Annotated in this window: 14 protein-coding genes; 4 read left to right on the forward strand and 10 right to left on the reverse strand. The window is 72.2% G+C overall.

The window, feature by feature from the left end; all coding sequences use genetic code 11:
• Window positions 1-41 precede the first annotated feature (41 nt).
• The 3 genes from DEI88_RS09595 (at window position 42) to glgB (ending at window position 6,689) form a co-directional block, all read left to right on the forward strand.
• Entirely contained in the window at window positions 42-2,084 is a 2,043-nt protein-coding gene (locus DEI88_RS09595; RefSeq protein WP_111071474.1) for a glycogen debranching protein, read from the forward strand.
• A 61-nt stretch (window positions 2,085-2,145) separates the two neighbouring features.
• Window positions 2,146-4,137: a maltotransferase domain-containing protein gene (locus tag DEI88_RS09600; protein WP_111071473.1), complete on the forward strand. Its 1,992-nt coding sequence runs from the start codon at window positions 2,146-2,148 to the stop codon at window positions 4,135-4,137.
• Window positions 4,134-6,689 (forward strand): 1,4-alpha-glucan branching protein GlgB, encoded by a 2,556-nt coding sequence (glgB, locus tag DEI88_RS09605; protein WP_111013731.1) that lies wholly within the window; start codon window positions 4,134-4,136, stop codon window positions 6,687-6,689. Before DEI88_RS09600 ends, glgB begins: the two co-directional genes overlap by 4 nt.
• Before the next feature lie 130 nt (window positions 6,690-6,819).
• Here the strand turns inward: glgB and DEI88_RS09610 are convergent, their stop codons facing one another.
• Both DEI88_RS09610 and DEI88_RS09615 read right to left on the reverse strand, forming a co-directional pair.
• On the reverse strand, window positions 6,820-7,815 hold the full coding sequence (locus tag DEI88_RS09610) for a tetratricopeptide repeat protein (RefSeq protein ID WP_111027157.1): 996 nt from the start codon (window positions 7,813-7,815) through the stop codon (window positions 6,820-6,822).
• On the reverse strand, window positions 7,812-9,569 hold the full coding sequence (locus tag DEI88_RS09615) for a DUF8094 domain-containing protein (protein ID WP_111071472.1): 1,758 nt from the start codon (window positions 9,567-9,569) through the stop codon (window positions 7,812-7,814). The genes DEI88_RS09610 and DEI88_RS09615 overlap by 4 nt, the downstream gene beginning before the upstream one ends.
• Window positions 9,570-9,873: 304 nt before the next feature.
• On the opposite strand from DEI88_RS09615, the gene DEI88_RS09620 reads away from it, so the two are divergent.
• The gene (locus DEI88_RS09620) at window positions 9,874-11,724 is read left to right on the forward strand and encodes a DivIVA domain-containing protein (RefSeq protein ID WP_111071471.1); all 1,851 of its coding nucleotides are present in this window, start codon (window positions 9,874-9,876) and stop codon (window positions 11,722-11,724) included.
• A gap of 53 nt (window positions 11,725-11,777) precedes the next feature.
• Here the strand turns inward: DEI88_RS09620 and DEI88_RS09625 are convergent, their stop codons facing one another.
• The 8 genes from DEI88_RS09625 to tsf all read right to left on the reverse strand — a co-directional run bounded on the left by DEI88_RS09625 (window position 11,778) and on the right by tsf (window position 17,824).
• Window positions 11,778-12,533: an alpha/beta hydrolase gene (locus DEI88_RS09625; RefSeq protein ID WP_111009271.1), complete on the reverse strand. Its 756-nt coding sequence runs from the start codon at window positions 12,531-12,533 to the stop codon at window positions 11,778-11,780.
• Window positions 12,530-12,826, reverse strand: coding sequence for an Rv1322 family protein (locus tag DEI88_RS09630; protein ID WP_181434894.1), 297 nt, complete (start codon window positions 12,824-12,826; stop codon window positions 12,530-12,532). Before DEI88_RS09630 ends, DEI88_RS09625 begins: the two co-directional genes overlap by 4 nt.
• 12 nt (window positions 12,827-12,838) lie before the next feature.
• Window positions 12,839-13,864: an aggregation-promoting factor C-terminal-like domain-containing protein gene (locus DEI88_RS09635; protein ID WP_258372064.1), complete on the reverse strand. Its 1,026-nt coding sequence runs from the start codon at window positions 13,862-13,864 to the stop codon at window positions 12,839-12,841.
• Window positions 13,865-13,911: 47 nt separating this feature from the next.
• A complete protein-coding gene (locus DEI88_RS09640) occupies window positions 13,912-14,460 on the reverse strand; it encodes a DivIVA domain-containing protein (protein ID WP_111009272.1) in 549 nt (182 codons plus the stop codon).
• Between the two features lie 61 nt (window positions 14,461-14,521).
• Entirely contained in the window at window positions 14,522-15,532 is a 1,011-nt protein-coding gene (locus DEI88_RS09645) for a phosphatidate cytidylyltransferase (protein ID WP_111027153.1), read from the reverse strand.
• Window positions 15,532-16,086: a ribosome recycling factor gene (frr, locus tag DEI88_RS09650; RefSeq protein WP_111009274.1), complete on the reverse strand. Its 555-nt coding sequence runs from the start codon at window positions 16,084-16,086 to the stop codon at window positions 15,532-15,534. The genes DEI88_RS09645 and frr overlap by 1 nt, the downstream gene beginning before the upstream one ends.
• An 88-nt stretch (window positions 16,087-16,174) precedes the next feature.
• On the reverse strand, window positions 16,175-16,894 hold the full coding sequence (pyrH, locus tag DEI88_RS09655) for a UMP kinase (protein WP_111009275.1): 720 nt from the start codon (window positions 16,892-16,894) through the stop codon (window positions 16,175-16,177).
• 102 nt (window positions 16,895-16,996) lie between these two features.
• The gene (gene tsf, locus DEI88_RS09660; protein ID WP_111009276.1) at window positions 16,997-17,824 is read right to left on the reverse strand and encodes a translation elongation factor Ts; all 828 of its coding nucleotides are present in this window, start codon (window positions 17,822-17,824) and stop codon (window positions 16,997-16,999) included.
• Window positions 17,825-17,865: the final 41 nt, after the last annotated feature.

Genomic DNA, 17,865 nt, shown 5'->3' on the forward strand with positions numbered 1-17,865 from the left:
GCCTCCACAGGGTACGCCGGTCGCTCGCTAGCCTTGATCGGGTGCAGACCGTCGACATCGTGCCCGAGCCGGGGCTCCGTCCCGACGCTGACGGCGCGTCGTTCGCCGTCCGTTCCGCCACCGCGACCGCAGTGACCCTCGTGGTCGACGCCTCCGCGACCCACGGTCCGATCCGCGTCCCCCTGCAGCGCGACGGCGGCGTCTGGACCGGCCGCGCCGACGGCGCCCGTGTGGGCGACACCTACCACCTGCTCGCGGACGGACCACGGGGTGCCCGTGACGACTTCGACCCCCTCCGTCCGCTGCTCGACCCGTACGCGCGCGGGATCGAGCCGGCCGGCGACGGCTGGACCTCGGTCGTGGTGGACGAGGGCTTCGACTGGGGCGGCGTGCCGAAGCCGGGCACGCCCATCGACCGGACCGTCCTGTACGAGGCACACGTCCGCACCCTGACCGCCGGTAACCCGGCCCTGCCCGAACACCTGCGCGGCACCTACGCGGGACTGGCGCACGAGAGCACGATCGCCCACCTCCGGCGGCTCGGGGTGACCGCGGTCGAGCTCCTGCCCGTGCACGCCTTCCGCTCCGAGGAGTGGCTCCGGCGAGCCGGGCGCGAGAACGCCTGGGGGTACAACACGCTCGGGTTCCACGCCCCGCACGCGCCCTACGCCTCGGCGAGCGCCCGGGCGGCCGGGGCGACCGCGGTGCTGCGCGAGTTCAAGGGCATGGTCCGGCTCCTGCACGAAGCCGGCATCGAGGTCGTGCTCGACGTCGTCTACAACCACACGGCGGAAGAGGGCCTCGGCGGCCCGACGTCCGGACTGCGCGGGCTCGACGGGGCGACGGCGTACCGCTGGGCGGAGGAACCAGCGGCGGGCGCGGAGCGGTACTTCGACACCTCCGGATGCGGCAACACCCTGGACACCTCCCAGCCGGCGATCGCGGACCTCGTCATCGACAGCCTGCGGTACTGGGCACGCGAGGTCCAGGTCGACGGGTTCCGGTTCGACCTCATGGCGGCCCTGGCACGGGACGCCCACCACCGGTTCGACCCCGCACACCCGCTCCTGCAACGCCTGCGCGACGACCCGCTCCTGCAGGACGTCAAGCTCATCGCCGAGCCCTGGGACGTGGGGCCGGACGGTTGGCGGACGGGTGCCTTCGGCCCGCGCATCGCCGAGTGGAACGACGGCTTCCGCGACACGGTCCGGCAGTTCTGGCTCACCGACATCGCCCGGGAGCGCCGCGACGGCAGCCCGATGACGGGCATCGGTGCCCTCGCGGGTGTGCTCGCCGGGTCCCGTCACGTCTTCGGCGCCGACCGTGGCCCCACGGCGGCGGTGAACTTCGTCACGGCGCACGACGGCTTCACGATGCGTGACCTCGTGTCGTACGACCACAAGCACAACGAGGCGAACGGCGAGGACAACCGCGACGGCACGGACGACAACCGCTCGTTCAACCACGGCGTGGAGGGGCCGACCGACGACCGCGGGGTCCGTGCCGCACGGCAACGGTCCCTCCGGAACCTCATGGGCACGCTGCTGCTGTCCGCGGGCGTGCCGATGATCACCGCCGGCGACGAACGAGGTCGGACCCAGCACGGCAACAACAACCCGTACGCCATCACGGACGCGTCGATGTGGGTCGACTGGAGCCCGGACCCGGACGTCGAGTGGATGGTCGAGCAGACCGCCGCCCTCGTGCGTTTCCGGGCGGCGCACCCGGCCCTCCGGCCGTCGCGCTTCGGCACCGACGGCGCCGACACGCCCTCGGCGACCAGGATGACCTGGTACGCGACCGACGGCACCCCGATGACGGACGACCGATGGGACGAGCCGACGCACCGGGCGCTGCAGTACTTCGCCGAGTCGACGCCGGAGGACGAACCCGACGACCGCGTGCTCGTGATCGTCCACGGCAGTGGACGCACCCGCGACATGACCCTCCCGGCGCACGGCGACGTCGAGGCCTACCGCCTGGTCTGGTCGAGCGAGAAGCACCGCGACCACGAGCGGCACCGGTCCGTCGGCACGGTGTTCACTGCCTACGGACCGGGCATCCACGTGTTCGAGATCGTCTGAGCGTCGCCCGCGCCAGGGCCCGCGGCGGACCCGCCCGCGGTCCTCCGAGTACGGTCGAACCGTGGCCACTGCAGACCGACCCGTCATCGGGCGCATCCCCATCACCGCGATCGAACCCTCGACGCCGAACGGCTTCCCGAGCAAGGCGTTCGACTCCGAGGTCGTCACCTTCGCCGCGACCGTGTTCCGAGAGGGCCACGGCGTCATCGGAGCGGACCTCGTGCTCGAGCGCCCCGACGGCGCCGTCCGGGCGGTGCCGATGGCACTCGTCGGCGAGGGCACCGACCGCTACGCCGCGACCGTGCAGGTCGACTCGGTCGGTCTCTGGACCTGGCACGTCGAGTCCTACGCCGACGACTGGGCGACGTGGATCCACGCCGCGCGGCTGAAGATCGCCGCGGGTGTCGACACTGAGGCGACCCTGCTCGACGGCGCCGTGCTGCTCGACCGACTCGCCGACGAGGCCGAGTCGACCGCAGCCGCCGACGCGGCCGCCGTGATGCGCGACACGGACCGCTCCCCCGCCGCACGCCTTGCCGCCGCCGACGACCCGCGCGTGACCGCCGCGCTCGTGGACGCACCGCTCACCTCGCTCCGCACGACCTCCGCGACGCAGGAGCTCGACGTCGAGCGCACCCGCGCCGGCGTCGGGGCCTGGTACGAGTTCTTCCCGCGCAGCGAGGGCGCGCGCCGACAGGCCGACGGCACATGGCGGAGCGGGACGTTCCGCACTGCCGCGCGCCGCCTCCCGGGTGTGGCGCGCATGGGGTTCGACGTGATCTACCTCCCCCCGATCCACCCGATCGGCGTCACCGCACGCAAGGGGCCGAACAACACGCTGCACGCCGGCCCGGCGGACCCGGGCAGCCCCTGGGCGATCGGCAGCGCCGACGGTGGACACGACGCGATCCACCCCGACCTCGGCAACGAGGAGGACTTCCGCTCCTTCGTGGAGACAGCGAAGAACACGGGCATGGAGGTCGCGCTCGACTTCGCGCTCCAGTGCTCGCCGGACCACCCGTGGGTCACCGAGCACCCCGACTGGTTCACGCAGCGCGCCGACGGCTCGATCGCGACCGCGGAGAACCCGCCGAAGCGCTACCAGGACATCTACCCGATCCAGTTCGACACCGACCCCGAGGGCATCGTCACCGAGGTCCTCCGTGTCCTCCGGCACTGGATCTCGTTCGGCGTCGGCATCTTCCGTGTCGACAACCCGCACACGAAGCCGCTGTGGTTCTGGGAGCGCGTGATCCGCGAGATCCGCACGGAGAACCCGGAGATCGCGTTCCTCGCCGAGGCGTTCACGCGTCCGCCGATGATGCGCGCGCTCGCCGAGGCCGGGTTCACGCAGTCCTACACGTACTTCACCTGGCGGAACACCAAAGAGGAGATCGAGTCCTACCTGGACGAGCTCGCGCACGAGACGAGCGCCTACCTCCGGCCGAACCTGTTCGTGAACACCCCGGACATCCTCTCGGAGTACCTGCAGTTCGGCGGGCGCGCGGGCTACAAGGTGCGGGCCGCGCTCGCGGCGACGGGTGCCGCCACCTGGGGCATGTACGCCGGCTACGAGCTGTTCGAGGACGTCGCCCGGCCGGGCAGCGAGGAGAACATCGACAACGAGAAGTACGAGTACAAGCCCCGGGACTTCGGTGCCGCCGAGGCCGCCGGAGCATCGCTCGCGCCGTACGTGACGATGCTCAACCGCTTCCGGTCCGCCCACCCCGCGCTGCGTCAGCTCCGCAACCTGCACGTGCACCACACCGACAACGACGCGATCGTCGCCTACTCGAAGCACCTGCCCGGCGCGTACACCCGGTCGGGCCGCTCGGACACCGTCATCGTCGTCGCGAACGTCGACCCGCACTCGGCCCGCGAGGCGACCGTGTTCCTCGACCTCGCCGCGCTCGGGCTCCCGACCGACGGGCTGTTCGACGTGCGCGACGTCGTCACCGGCGCCCGCTGGACCTGGGGCGCCGCCAACTACGTGCGCCTGGACGCCTTCCAGGAACCCGTGCACCTGCTCGTCGTGGAGGGACCACACCGATGACCGAGACCACCGAACCCACGCGCGAGCCCGACGAGGGCCGCCCCGCACGGCGTTCGACCTTCGTCCCGACGGCGTCGGCGCCCCGTGACGAACCGAACACGTCCGCGCCCGGCGAGGACCTGCCCGGCGCGCCCGCGACGGCCGCCGAGGCCCCGGACCGCTCCGTCGCAGAGGCCGACACGCTCGCCGGTCGCGGGGCGAGTGCCCCGGCCGCGACCGACGACACGGACCCCGCGGCCACGGCGACCGACGCACCCGTCCCCGCGGGCGCGACGACGCCGGGTGCGACCAGGACGGACACCGGGGTCGAGCCGACGGGCGCGAGCACGGCCTCCCGGCCGACCGACACCGATGTCGACACCGACGCCGCCGCACCGAGGACCGATGTCGCACCGGCCGCGGAGCCGGTCCCCGGCCCCGTCGAGGAGTGGCTCCTGCAGCAGGTCGCCGAGGGCCGATGGTCGCAGCCCCACGACGTCCTCGGCCCGCACCCGGTCGACGGCGGCACGAGTGTGCGCGTCGTGCGTCACCTCGCGAACGCCGTCACGCTCGTGCTCCCCGACGGCACGGCCGCGCCCCTGCACCACGAGGGGTTCGGGGTCTGGGCCGGTGCCCTGCCCGGCACCGTGACGAGCTACCGCGTCGAGGCCGAGTACGACGACGAGACGTGGACGAGCGACGACGCCTACCGCTTCGCCCCGACCCTCGGTGACGTCGACCTGCACCTGTTCGCCGAGGGCCGCCACGAGCAGCTCTGGCACCTCATGGGTGCGCACCTCCGGTCGATCGACGGCGTCGAGGGCGTCTCGTTCGCGGTGTGGGCGCCTCGTGCCACGGCGGTGCGGGTGATCGGTGACTTCGAGGGCTGGTCCGGTCGGACCACCTCGATGCGCAAGCTCGGCGGTCTGGGCGTGTGGGAGCTGTTCGTCCCCGGCGCGAAGGACGGCCAGCGGTACAAGTTCCAGATCCTGACCGACGGCGGCTGGGTGGAGCGAGCCGACCCGTTCGCGCGCCGGACCGAGGTCCCGCCGCTCACCGCGAGCGTCATCACCCGCGCCACCCACGAGTGGAGCGACGGCGATCGCGCGTGGATGGAACGGCGGGCTCGGACGAGCACGCACGACCACCCGATGAGCGTGTACGAGGTCCACCTCGGGTCCTGGCGCCCCGGCCTGTCGTACCGCGAGGTCGCGGACGACCTCATCGGGCACGTGCAGCACCTCGGGTTCACGCACGTCGAGTTCCTGCCGCTCGCGGAGCACCCCTTCGGCGGTTCGTGGGGCTACCAGGTCACCGGCTACTACGCGCCGACCGCTCGGTTCGGCAGCCCCGACGACCTCCGCTACCTCATCGACCGTCTGCACGAAGCCGGCATCGGCGTCATCATGGACTGGGTGCCGGGACACTTCCCGAAGGACGAGTGGGCGCTCGCCAAGTTCGACGGCTACGCGCTGTTCGAGCACCCGGACCCCCGGCGCGGCGAGCAGCTCGACTGGGGCACGTACGTGTTCGACTTCGGTCAGCCGCAGGTCCGGAACTTCCTCGTCGCGAACGCCCTGTACTGGCTCGAGGAGTTCCACATCGACGGTCTCCGCGTCGACGCCGTCGCCTCGATCCTCTACCTCGACTACTCGCGCACGGAGTGGCTGCCGAACAAGTACGGCGGACGCGAGTACCTCGAGGCGATCTCGTTCCTGCAGGAGACGAACGCGACGGCCTACAAGCGTTACCCGGGCATCGTCATGATCGCCGAGGAGTCCACCTCGTGGCCCGGGGTCACCCGTCCCACGAGCGAGGGCGGCCTCGGGTTCGGGCAGAAGTGGAACATGGGCTGGATGCACGACTCGCTCGAGTACATCCACCGCGAGCCCGTGTACCGCTCGTACCACCACGACGAGATCACGTTCTCGTTCGTCTACGCGTTCAGCGAGCAGTTCACGCTGCCGATCAGCCACGACGAGGTCGTGTACGGCAAGGGCTCGCTGTACGGCAAGATGCCCGGCGACCAGTGGCAGCGCCTGGCGAACGTCCGCGCGTACCTGTCGTTCATGTGGGCCCACCCCGGCAAGCAGCTGCTGTTCATGGGGCAGGAGTTCGCGCAGCCGAGCGAGTGGAACGAGGCCGGCGGACTCGACTGGTGGCTCCTCGACGACCCGGGACACCGCGGCGTGCAGGACCTCGTGGCCGAGCTGAACCGCGTGTACGTCGCGAGCCCGGCACTGTGGACCCACGACGACTCCCCGGAGGGGTTCGAGTGGCTCGAGGGTGGCGATGCCGAACACTCGACCATCGGTTTCATCCGGAAGGCCGGAGACGAGCGGATCGCCGTGTTCACGAACTTCTCGGGCGTCCCGGTCGAGCGTCGGTTCGGGCTGCCCGAGGCGGGCGTCTGGCGCGAGGTCCTCAACACCGACGCCACCGCGTTCGGCGGCTCCGGGGTGGGCAACATGGGCGCCGTCACCGCCGAGGACCAGCCCTGGGCCGGTCGTCCGGCGTCCGCTGACCTCGTGGTCCCGCCGCTCGGGTCGGTCTGGCTCCGACTGGAGCGGTGAGCGATCGCCGCGCCGCACGCGCGCGGTGACGAACGGAACGGCCGGGAGGCGCGCCTCCCGGCCGTTCCGTTCGTCCTGCGTCCGCTGGGGGCGCGCCACGAGCCGGCGGTGCCGGCCGGGCGCGCCGGGCTCAGTAGAGCAGGGTCGCGAGCCGACGGCGTGCCGCCACGACCCGTGGGTCGTCGGCACCGACGAGCTCGAAGTACTCCACGAGCCGCGCGCGGACGGCCTCGCGCTCCGCGCCGTGCACGGTCGGGAACACGTCGAGGAGGCGCCCGAAGGCGTCCTCGACGTGCCCGCCGCTGATGTCGAGGTCGGCGACGCCGAGCTGGGCAGCCGGATCCGTCGGTGCTGCGGCCGCCGCGGCGCGGAGCTCGTCGGCGGTCGCGCCCTGCAGCCGGTCGAGGAGCGACACCTGCGCCAGCCCCGCCACGGCCATGCGGTCGTGCGGGTCCTGCGCGATCGCGGTGCGGTACTCGGCGATCGCCGTCGTGTAGTCACCCTGCTCGATCGCGTCGTACGCGGCCTGGTGGTGCGGCGGCAGCGGCTCCGGTTCGGGCTCGGCGGCGGCGTCGGCGTCGGGGGCGCCGTCGGCCACCTGCACGCGTCCGGCGATCCCGTTCTGCGCGGCGGCCTGGAGCACCTGCTCGATGACGTCGCGGACCTCGGCCTCGGGCAGGGCGCCGACGAACAGCCCGAGCGGACGACCACCGATCACGGCGGCGACCGTCGGGATTGACTGCGCCTGGAACGCCTGCGTGAGCTGGGGGTTCGCGTCGACGTCGACCTTGGCGAGGACGATGCGCCCGTCGTACTCCTGCGCGAGGCGCTCGAGCACCGGCGACAGCTGCTTGCACGGCCCGCACCACTCGGCCCAGAGGTCGACGATCACGGGGACCTGCATGGACAGCTCGATGACGTCCTGGAACGTCTGGTCCGTCACGTCGACGACCAGCGAGGGCACCACGAGGGCGTCCGAGGCCCCGGCGGCGGCGCCTCCGGGTCCGCCGGGGGCGGCAGCAGCCGCGGACGCCGGAGCCTGCGGCGATGCAGTGCCGCGGTTCACGAGGGACGACAGGTCGACCGCGCCACGGAGACCGGCGGGGGTCGGGGGGATGTTGCTCATTGCACCTCACTCGCTGCGATCAGGCCCTGCGTGAACCCGAGCAGTTCTATCTTGGCCTTGGATCCGACCGGCGGCACCGAGAACAGCACCTGCACGCCGTAGGTCGCGCTGATCCCCTTCGTGCTCGACCCGACCTTCGAGAGCGCCTTCACCGCTCCCTCCGTGTTCAGCGTCGCGCCCGACTGGATCGGGGTCACCTTCTCGATCTCGTCGAGGCTCGTGGAGACGAGCGCGCCGGCGCCGTTCGTCGCGAGCGCGATGCTCGAGTCGGCCGACGGGACCTCGGACGAGTACGCGATCTTCGCGGTCGAGGACAGGCTCTTCGCCTTCTGGTCCTTGTAGGACTTGCCGATCTTCTGGCGGAGCTCGTCGCCCTCGGACGAGAAGACGTCGGCGTACTCGCTCGCCGTGTCGTTCGCGAGGATGTCCGCGTAGGCGGAGGCCACCTGCCCGGGCGGCACGGTCAGCAGCTTGACGTCCGGCGAGAGCTGCGCGGCACCGGTGGTGACGGGCGCGACCGACGGGAGCTTCGCGTCCGCCTCGAGCGAGACGTCGTACTCGACCTTGTACTGCGCCCGCGGCGACGCCTGCACCAGCGTCAGGGCCTGCGGAGCGACGTCCTTCTGCTGCTGCGATCCCGTCAGCACGACGAACACCGAACGCGGCCAGGTGTCGGTCTGCTGCGGCAGGGCGACCGAGATGCCCGACGACGGGATCGTCGGCGGGGCGTCGACCTCGGTGTCGCTCCCCCGGATCGTGTAGTTCGCCTTGCGCAGGTCGAGCGCGGGCCCGGTGAAGCGCTCCGCGGCCGTGGTGGCGTTCCGCGAGCTGTCCGCCTGCGCCGCGACCGCGGCGACGCGCGCGACGATGCGGCGGATCTGCGGGAGCGTCGCCGCCGTGGGCTCGGCGGCCGCGGCCGGGCCCGCCGTCGCGGTGACGGTCGGCGTCGGCGTCGGCGTAGCGGAGGTCCCCTGCGGCCAGTACTCCGACGAACACCCCGCGAGGGCGAGTGTCGTCAGCGCGACGACCGGCGCGACCGCGACCATGCGGCGGCCGCGGCGTGGACGCGGCGGGACCTGCGCGCCCGCGGCGACCGCGCGACGGCGCGAGACCCGTGCGCGCGGCGGCCGGGTGCCACCGCTGCGCCGGCGGGGTCCGCGCAGCCGCCGCTGGTGGATGATGGCCCAGATGTAGAGCGCGATGCCGAGCGCGACGAAGAACCCGCCCGCCGTCATCAGAGGGCCGACGAGCGGCGTCGCGGTGTCCCGCGGCCAGGTGACCGAGAGGTGCGCGGGGGCCGGGTCCGACCCGTTCGACACGATGACGAGCGCGGTGTCCGCCGGCAGGTCGACGGTGAAGTCGAGGGTGTGCCCCTCGTACTCGCCGTACCAGAGGTCACTGCCCTTCGGCGACGGGACGTGTCGCTGCGTGCCTGAGACACGGTCCCGGAGCGATGTGGTCTCGGCGTCGTAGCGGATGGTGTTGTGCCGGGCCTTCCCGACCCAGGCCATCACGTCGGCGGTGCGCCCGTAGGCCGCGAACGCGGTGCCCGAGGCCCCGGAGACGCGGACGTGCTGGTGGCCGGCGTTCGCGACGAGCGTCCGACCCGGGATCACCGTCACCGGAGCGTCGCCCGTCGTGGTCGTCGACGCCACGGTCGAGGAGGGCGGCGCGAACACCGTCCGCTGCCCGACCCCGAGGCCGACGAGCACGACGCCGATGACGAAGCTGATGATCGCCAGGACGAAACGCACGTGTACTCTCCCTCCGCGCCGGGGTGGGTTGCGGCGCGACGCCCCCACGACGTCGGACGCGGGGTCCCGCTTCGGATGGCGGGCGCCACGCTCCCGGCGGCCGCGCCGGAGCACGCCGCACGGGCGCGCGGAACGACGGTCCAGGATAGCCAACGAGCCTGGGAGGCGCATCTTCCCGGCGGCCGGTGTGGACCGGCGGACGATGCCGGCATGACCGTCCTGCGCTCCCGCCGTGCTCGCCGGACCCACCACTACAATCGACCCCGGGCGGAGCCGCCTCGACGAGTGACATCAGGAGCGACACGTGGCGTACGACGAAGCAGAGTTCGGTTCGGAGCTCCGGGGCTACCGGCGGGACGACGTCGATCGCGCACTCGGTGAGCTGCGCCGTGAGCTCATCAAGTCGAACAACGACCGTGCCGAGGCCGCCAAGGAGATCCGCCTGCTGCAGGCCCGGGTCGACGACCTGCAGTCCGAGCTCGACGAGGCCGGCACGCCGACGTACAGCGGGCTCGGCACCCGGCTCGAGAACACCCTGCGCGTCGCCGAGGAACAGGCGACCCGCCTCATCAGCCAGGCCGACATCGACGCCGAACGGCTCCGTGCGACGAGCCGGACGGAAGCCGCCCGCCTCGTCGCGGACGCCCAGCGCGAGGCGACCGACACCCTCGAGGACGCCCGGGCCCGCGCGACGAGCGACGTGGCCCGAGCACGCGCCGAGGCCGCGGACACGATCGAACGCGCCCGGTCCGAGGCCGGATTGCTGCTCCAGGACGCCCGGAACGAGGCCTCGGCCACGCGCGGCGCCGCGGTCACCGAAGCCGCCGAGACGCGCTCCGTCGCCGTCCGCGAGACCGCTGCGCTCCGTGCGCAGGTCGAGCGCGAGGTCGCCGAACTGCGCGAGGTCGCCCAGCGCGAGGCCGCAGCGGCGCGCGAGGCCGCGGCGGCGCTCGACCGCGAGACCGAACACCGCCGTGGTGTGTTCGAGGCCGAGCACGAGCGACGCACCGCCGAGCTCGACCGCGCGATGCGCGAGGGCCACGAGACGCTCGACCACGAACTGCGGAGCGGCCGCGAGTCCTGGGCCAGGGAGCTCCAGGCAGGTCGCGACGCCCTGGCGCTCGAGCTCGAGACCGGACGCGCGCAGCTCGAGGACGAGGTCGCCAGTCGGCTCGAGGCCGTCGAAGCGGAACTCGCCAGGCGCCGTGACGACACCGAGGCCGGGCTGGCCGCCGAGCGTGCGGCGTGGGAGCACGAGGCCGTCCGCGCTCGGACGGACCTCGAGCAGGAGCTCAGCGCGGCCCGTGCCCGGTCGGACCAGGAACTGGCCGCGGCGCGCAGCGACCTCGACCACGAGATCGAGTCGGCGCGTGCCGCGATCGCGGTCGACACCGAGCAGACGCGCCTCGAGAACGAGCGCCTGGTGGAGGAGACCGCCGAGCGGATCGCGCGCGAGACCGCCGACCACCAGGCCCGGATCGCGCGGGAGCGGGCCGCTGCGGAGGACGCGGCGGAGCGGGCCGCTGCGGCACACGAGCACGAACTCGCCGAGCGCTCGGCACGGGAGCACGCCGCGCTCGACACCGAGATCGCCGAGCGACGCACCGCCGAGATCGGTGCACTGCTCGCCGAGCGGGACGCCCTCCGCGAGCAGATCGACGTCGCCCGAGCCGACCTGGACCGTGAGGTCGACGAGATGCGCGCCGCCCTCGCCCGCGAGCGCGAGGACGCCCGCGCCGCCCTCGAGTCCGAGCTCGCCGGTCGCCGCGACGAAGCCGAGCAGGACTACCTGCAGAAGCACCAGGACACCGTCGCGGAGACCCAGAAGTACCTCGACGAGGCGAACCTGCAGCTCGCCGAGGCCGTCCGACGCGCCCACGACGCCCGAGCGGAGGCCGACCGGCTCGACCGCGAGTCGCAGGACGCCGCTCGCGCGCGCGAGGACCGCGCGGCCGAGCGTGCGGACGAGACCCTCCGCGACGCCCAGGAGCGCGCCCGCACGCTCGTCGCCGAGGCCGAGGAGCGGACCGCTCGCCTGGTCGCCGACGCGGAGGACCGCCTCGCCGCCATCCGCATGGAGCGCGAGGCGGTGGCCGGGTACCTCGAGAACCTCCGGGGAGCGCTGACGCACGCGGTCGAGGTCCAGCGGGACTGAGCACGAGCCACGGCAGCGCCGCGCCGGCTCCCTCCGCCGGCGGGGCGTCCGCCTCAGTCCGCGACCGGCCAGGTGGTCGGCAGCGGCGCGGATCCCGGCACGACCAGGTCGGCGATGGCGTCGAGCACGACCCGGACGGCCCGCTCCCCCACCCAGAGGTGCTTCGCTCCGGCGACGGGGACGACGCGGACGGCCGGCGCGATCGCGAAGCGACGGGCGGCCTCGTCGGGGCGCAAGAAGTCGTCGTGTTCCGGCACGAACGCGACGACGGGGACCTCGAGGTCTCGCCAGCGCGCCAGGACGTCGTCGGTCGTGCGGTGGAGGGGCGGCGACAACAACACCACGCCCGCGACCGCACCGGACCGGACGTGTTCGATGCCGTGCTGCAGGACGACCTCGGTCCCGAAGGACCACCCGACGAGCCACGGCGCCGGGAGCCCGCGGTCACGGACCTCGGCCACGGCCGCACGGAGGTCGAACCCCTCGGTGACGCCGTCCCCGAAGGCACCCTCGGACGTCCCCCGCGGCGACGACACCGAGCGGAAGTTGAAGCGGAGCACCGCGATGGCGGCGAGGGCCGGGAGGCGCGCGGCGGCTTTCCGGAACACGTGGGAGTCCATGAACCCGCCCGCCGTCGGCAGGGGGTGCAGCGTCACGATCGTCCCGGCGGCGGGCCGTCCCTCCGGCTCGGCCAGTTCGCCGACGAGCACGAGGTGGTCGTCGGTGACGAGATCGACCTCCGTGCGCAGCGCGGGCAGCACGACGTCGCTCCGGATCTCGGTGACGCGGTCGTCCGGGGCCGTACTCACGCGATCCTCCAGCAGTGGACGTGCCAGTGCCGACGACTGGCGAGGTCGGCGGCGTCACCGAGGACACCGTCCTGCCGCCACACCACGAGGTGTGCGACACCGGGCTCGATCGTCCCCCCGCACCCCGGACACACGTATGCCTTCTGTGCGGAGGACGCACTGATCGGTTGCACCGTGAACGTCCTGCCGCGCCGCGACTCGGTGCGCGCCCAACCGGTCAGGAGGCGGTCGAGACCGGACTCCTCATCGGGATCCGCGCGCCCGCGTCGCCGGGGCCGGTTGCTCCGCGGCACGCCGGGCGCCGATCAATACCAGTTGAAGGCGTTGCTGTGCGCCCAGGCCGCGCACGGCGTCCCGTACGAGCCCTGGATGTACCCGAGCCCCCACGCGATCTGCGTCGCCGGGTTGGTCTGCCAGTCGGCCCCGACGCTCGCCATCTTGCTGCCCGGCAGCGCCTGCGGGATGCCGTACGCACCCGAGGGGTTGTACGCGTAGACGTTCCAGCTTGACTCACGGGTCCAGAGCGACACGAGGCAGTTGTACTGGTCCGTCCCCCAGCCCTTGGCGGTGACCTGCGTCAGCGCGATCGCCTTGGCGCTGCCCGGGTCCGGCGTACCCGCGGCAGGTGCGGCGTCGCTCGCGGTCGCCGCGGCGCTCGAAGCGGTCGAAGTCGACGCTGCTGCGGCGGTCGTCGTCGTGGTCGTCGTCGGCGCGGTCACCTTCGGCGTCACGACCACGGGCTTCGTCACCTGGTAACCGTCGCGCGTGACGACGACGTTCTGGTACGTGCCGTGCGCCGTGAACTGCTGCGCGGGCGCCGAGGGCAGCGTCGGCGCGAGGACCGCCGCGGACGCGTACGAGCCGGACAGTGGATTGACCAGTGAGCCGCCAACGAACCCGAACACCGCGAAGAACGACAGCGCGGGGATGGTCGCGCGACGACGGAGGAACGCGGTCACGCCGACGGCACGCTCCGGACGCTTCGGCGGAGCCACCGGAGCGCGCCGCACCCGGACGACGCGGGCGGCGACGTCACGCTGCGCGGTCAGGGCCGACTCGGCGGCGGTCGTCGCGTGCAGCGCCGCCTCGCCCCGAGCGATGGGTGCCGAGACGCGGTTGTCGGCGACCGAGACCGGCGTCGGCAGCGCGGGAGTGGCCTCCCGGGCCGCCACGCGACGGGCCGCGGGCCGCTCGGCGCGAGGCCGCCCGAGGGCTGCCCGACGTTCGCCGATGACGGAGCTGGACCTGCCCTGGTCGACGGTGTCCTGCTGGAAGGACTCGTTCTGACGGGGGGTCCGGACGGATCGTGGTTCTGCGGTGTGCCTGCCCATGAGTCCGTCCAGGGTAACGGATGGATCACGGAATGCGAAGCACTGACTCACCGAACGGCGAGCATGACCTCCACCACGGCGTCGAGCACCGCGTCGACCTGGCCCTCGCGGTACCCACCGTGCTTGGGCCGGAACACCACCGATCGCACCTCGGTGAGGCTCAGGGGCTTGCCGTCGTGGAAGTACCCGCGCAGTCGGGCGGCGAAGGTGTCCACGTCCTTCGGGTGGTAGCCGACCGTCAGGAAGCCGACCCGTTGGAACCGCTGGCCGTCCGGGCGGTCGAGGCGCGCCACCACGTCGGACGCCTTGGCGCGGGCCTCGGCGTACCACGCCTTCTGTCCGTGACGGCTCAGCTCCGCCTCGCGCTCCCGAGCCGCGAAGGCGTCCTCGAGCCGCTCGAGCGCCGCGTCGACGTGCTGCGTCGAGTACCCGCCCTTGCGCATGCTGAAGGCGGTCGCGCGGATCTTGTCCGAGGCGACGTGGCCGTCGGCGCCGTCGTCCGTGTAGGCCCGCCGCGCGTCCTCGAGGAACCGGTCGACCTCGTCGACGTCGTAGCCGAGGGTCGAACGGTCCACGGTCGGGAATGTCGAAGCCACGGCGACATCATGCCATCACCGCCCATGCGAGCAGCACCGCGCCGTCGGCTCGGCTCGCGCCTCAGTGCACCACGAGGTACAGGACGTACGCGACCGCCGCCGACGGGAGCACGCTGTCGATGCGGTCGAGCAGGCCACCGTGCCCCGGCAGGAACGTCGAGATGTCCTTGATGCCGAGGTCGCGCTTGATCATCGACTCGGTGAGGTCCCCGATGGTCGCCGAGGCCGTGATCGCGACACCGAGGACGACGCCGAACCACCAGGGCTCGTCGAGGAGCAGCACGGACACGATCACGCCCGCGATCATGCTGGCCAGCAACGACCCGCCGAAGCCCTCCCACGTCTTCTTCGGACTGATCCTCGGCGCCATCGGGTGCTTGCCGAACGACAGACCACTCGCGTAGGCGCCCGTGTCGACGGACACCACGACGATGAGGAACGCCATGGTCCACCACTGGCCGTGTGGCAGCGCGGTGAGGAGCACCGCACATCCGGCGAGCAGTGCGACGTACACCTGGACGAACAGACCCGCCATGAGGTCGAGGACCACACTGCTCGCCGCCAGGCGCGGTCGGGTGGCAGCGAGCTCGACCAGGCGCCACACCGTGATGAGCACGATCCCGGCGATGAGTTCGAGGAGCGCGGCGCGCGGCCCCCCGAAGAAGGCGATCGGGGCGATGGCGACGCCGGCGAGGACACTCGGGATCCGGGGGACGTCACGGCCACCGGCGCGCATGGCCGTCGCGAGCTCGTAGACCGCGACACCGACCAGGAACGCGCCGACGAGGATGAACAGCGCCTTCCAGATGACGAGGCTGCCGACCATCACCAGGCCGAACACGACTCCGATGCCGATCGCCGCGGGCAGGTTGCGTCCGGTGCGCGCGGTCAGCTGTTCGTTCCGGGCCTCGATCTCAGCACGACGCTGCCGCAGCTGCGTCTCGAAGTCGGTCCGCGCCGACCGTGCGCGCGCGTCGAGGTCGGCGCGGAGCCGTCGCGCGGTGGAAGCGGGCCGGGTCGCGCGATCGTGTTCGCCCGACTCGGGGCGGGGGTCCCCCTGCGACTGCTCCATCAGACCTCGAGGAGTTCCGCTTCCTTCTTCTTGAGCGCGTCGTCGATCTGGTCGACGTAGCGCTTCGTGAGGGCCTCGAGCTCCTTGTCGGCGCGCGAGATCTCGTCGTCCGAGATCTCGCCCTTCAGCGCGTCGAGGTCGTCCTTCGCGCGACGGCGGATGTTCCGGATGACCACCTTGTGGTCCTCGCCCTTGCCCCGGACGATCTTGACGAACTCCTTGCGGCGGTCCTGCGTCAGCTCCGGGATCGTGACCCGGACGATCTCGCCGTCGTTCGACGGGCTCGCGCCGAGGTTCGGGAACGTCGCGATCGCGCGCTCGATCTCCTTGAGCGCGGTCTTGTCGTACGGCGTGACGATGAGGGTGCGCGCCTCGGGCGTCTGCAACGACGCGAGCTGCGCGAGCGGCGTCGGCGAACCGTAGTAGTCGACCGGGATCTTCTGGAACAACGCCGCGTTGATGCGGCCGGTGCGGACGGTCGAGAAGTCGTCCTTGGCCACCTCGACGGCGCGCGTCATCTTCTCGGTCGCCTCGGTCAGGACATCACTGATCACGGTCGTTCTCCTTCGGTACGCGTCGAGTCTAGTCGCGCGGGGTCCGTCGACCGTCCGGGAGGCCCCGCGCGCCTCGACCTCGCAGGGCTCAGTTGCTGACGACGGTCCCGATGCGTGCGCCGCGGATGGCGGCGGCGACGTTGCCCTCGCCCTCCATCCCGAACACGTGCATGGGCATGCCGTTGTCCATGCAGAGACTGAAGGCGGTGGCGTCCACGACCTTGAGCCCGCGGACGAGGGCGTCCTGGTAGGTGACCCGCTCGAGCTTCTCGGCCGACGGGTCCTTCTTCGGGTCCGCCGAGTACACCCCGTCGACGCCGTTCTTCGCGACGAGGACCTCGTTCGCGCCGATCTCGAGCGCACGCTGCGCGGCCACGGTGTCCGTCGAGAAGTACGGCAGCCCCGCACCGGCGCCGAAGATGACGACACGGCCCTTCTCGAGGTGCCGCTCCGCCCGGCGCGGGATGTAGGGCTCGGCCACCTGCGTCATCGCGATCGCCGACTGGACCCGCGTCGCGGCACCCGCCTGCTCGAGGAAGTCCTGGAGCGCCAGCGCGTTCATGACGGTGCCGAGCATGCCCATGTAGTCGGCGCGGCCGCGGTCCATGCCGCTCTGGCTGAGCTCGGCGCCGCGGAAGAAGTTCCCGCCGCCGACGACCACGGCGATCTCGACGTCGCGTGCTGCTTCGGCGATCTCGCCCGCCAGGCGGCTCACGACCGCGGGGCTCACACCGAGGGATCCGGCGCCGAACGCCTCTCCCGAGAGCTTCAGGAGGACGCGCCTGCGGCCGGTCTTCTCGTCGGTCATCGTTCGGTTCGCCCTTTCGTCGTCGTGCTGGAGGGAATCTATCGGAAGCGGACATGACGACGGGGTCCGGAACGTGTCGTTCCGGACCCCGTCGGTGGTGGGTTACGCGCCGACCTTGACGCGGGCGAAGCCCTCGATGGTCAGACCGGCGTCCTGCGCGACCTTGGCCACGGAGACCTTCGAGTCCTTCGCGTAGCCCTGCTCGAGCAGCACGATCTCCTTGAAGAAGCCGTTCAGGCGGCCCTCGATGATCTTCGGGAGGGCGGCCTCCGGCTTGCCCTCGGCGCGCGTGGTCTCCTCGACGATCCCGCGCTCCTTCTCGACGGCCTCGGTCGGGACGTCCTCGCGCGTCAGGTACTTCGGGTCGGCGAACGCGATGTGCTGCGCGATCGACCGAGCCGTCTCGGCGTCGTCACCCGAGTAGGCGACGACGACGCCGACCTGCGGGGGCAGGTCCTGGCTGGTCTTGTGCAGGTAGATCGCGAAGTTCGTGCCGTCGACACGGGCGACCGTGCGGAGCTCGACCTTCTCGCCCATGAGCGCGGCGTTGTCGTTGATGTAGTCGCTGACCGTCTGGCCGTTGACCGTCGCTGCGTTGCCGGCCTCGACCGTGTCGGCACCGGCCTCGGCGACCGCGCCGAGGACCTCGGACGCGAGCGCGATGAAGCGGTCGTTCTTCGCGACGAAGTCGGTCTCGCTCGCGAGCTCGATGATCGTGGCGGCACCGGTGGTCTCGGTGGCGGCGACGAGGCCGGCGGTGGTCGCACGGCCTTCGCGCTTCGCGACACCCTTGAGGCCCTTGACCCGGAGGATCTCGATGGCCTTCTCGATGTCGCCGTCGGCCTCGACGAGCGCGTTCTTGCTGTCGAGCATGCCCGCGCCGAGGCGGTCACGCAGGGTCTTCACGTCAGCTGCGGTGAAGTTCGCCATGGTGGACGTCCTTTCTGGACTCGCGTGTGGTGATGAACGGG

Source organism: Curtobacterium sp. MCBD17_003 (genome assembly GCF_003234885.2).
GTDB lineage: Bacteria > Actinomycetota > Actinomycetes > Actinomycetales > Microbacteriaceae > Curtobacterium.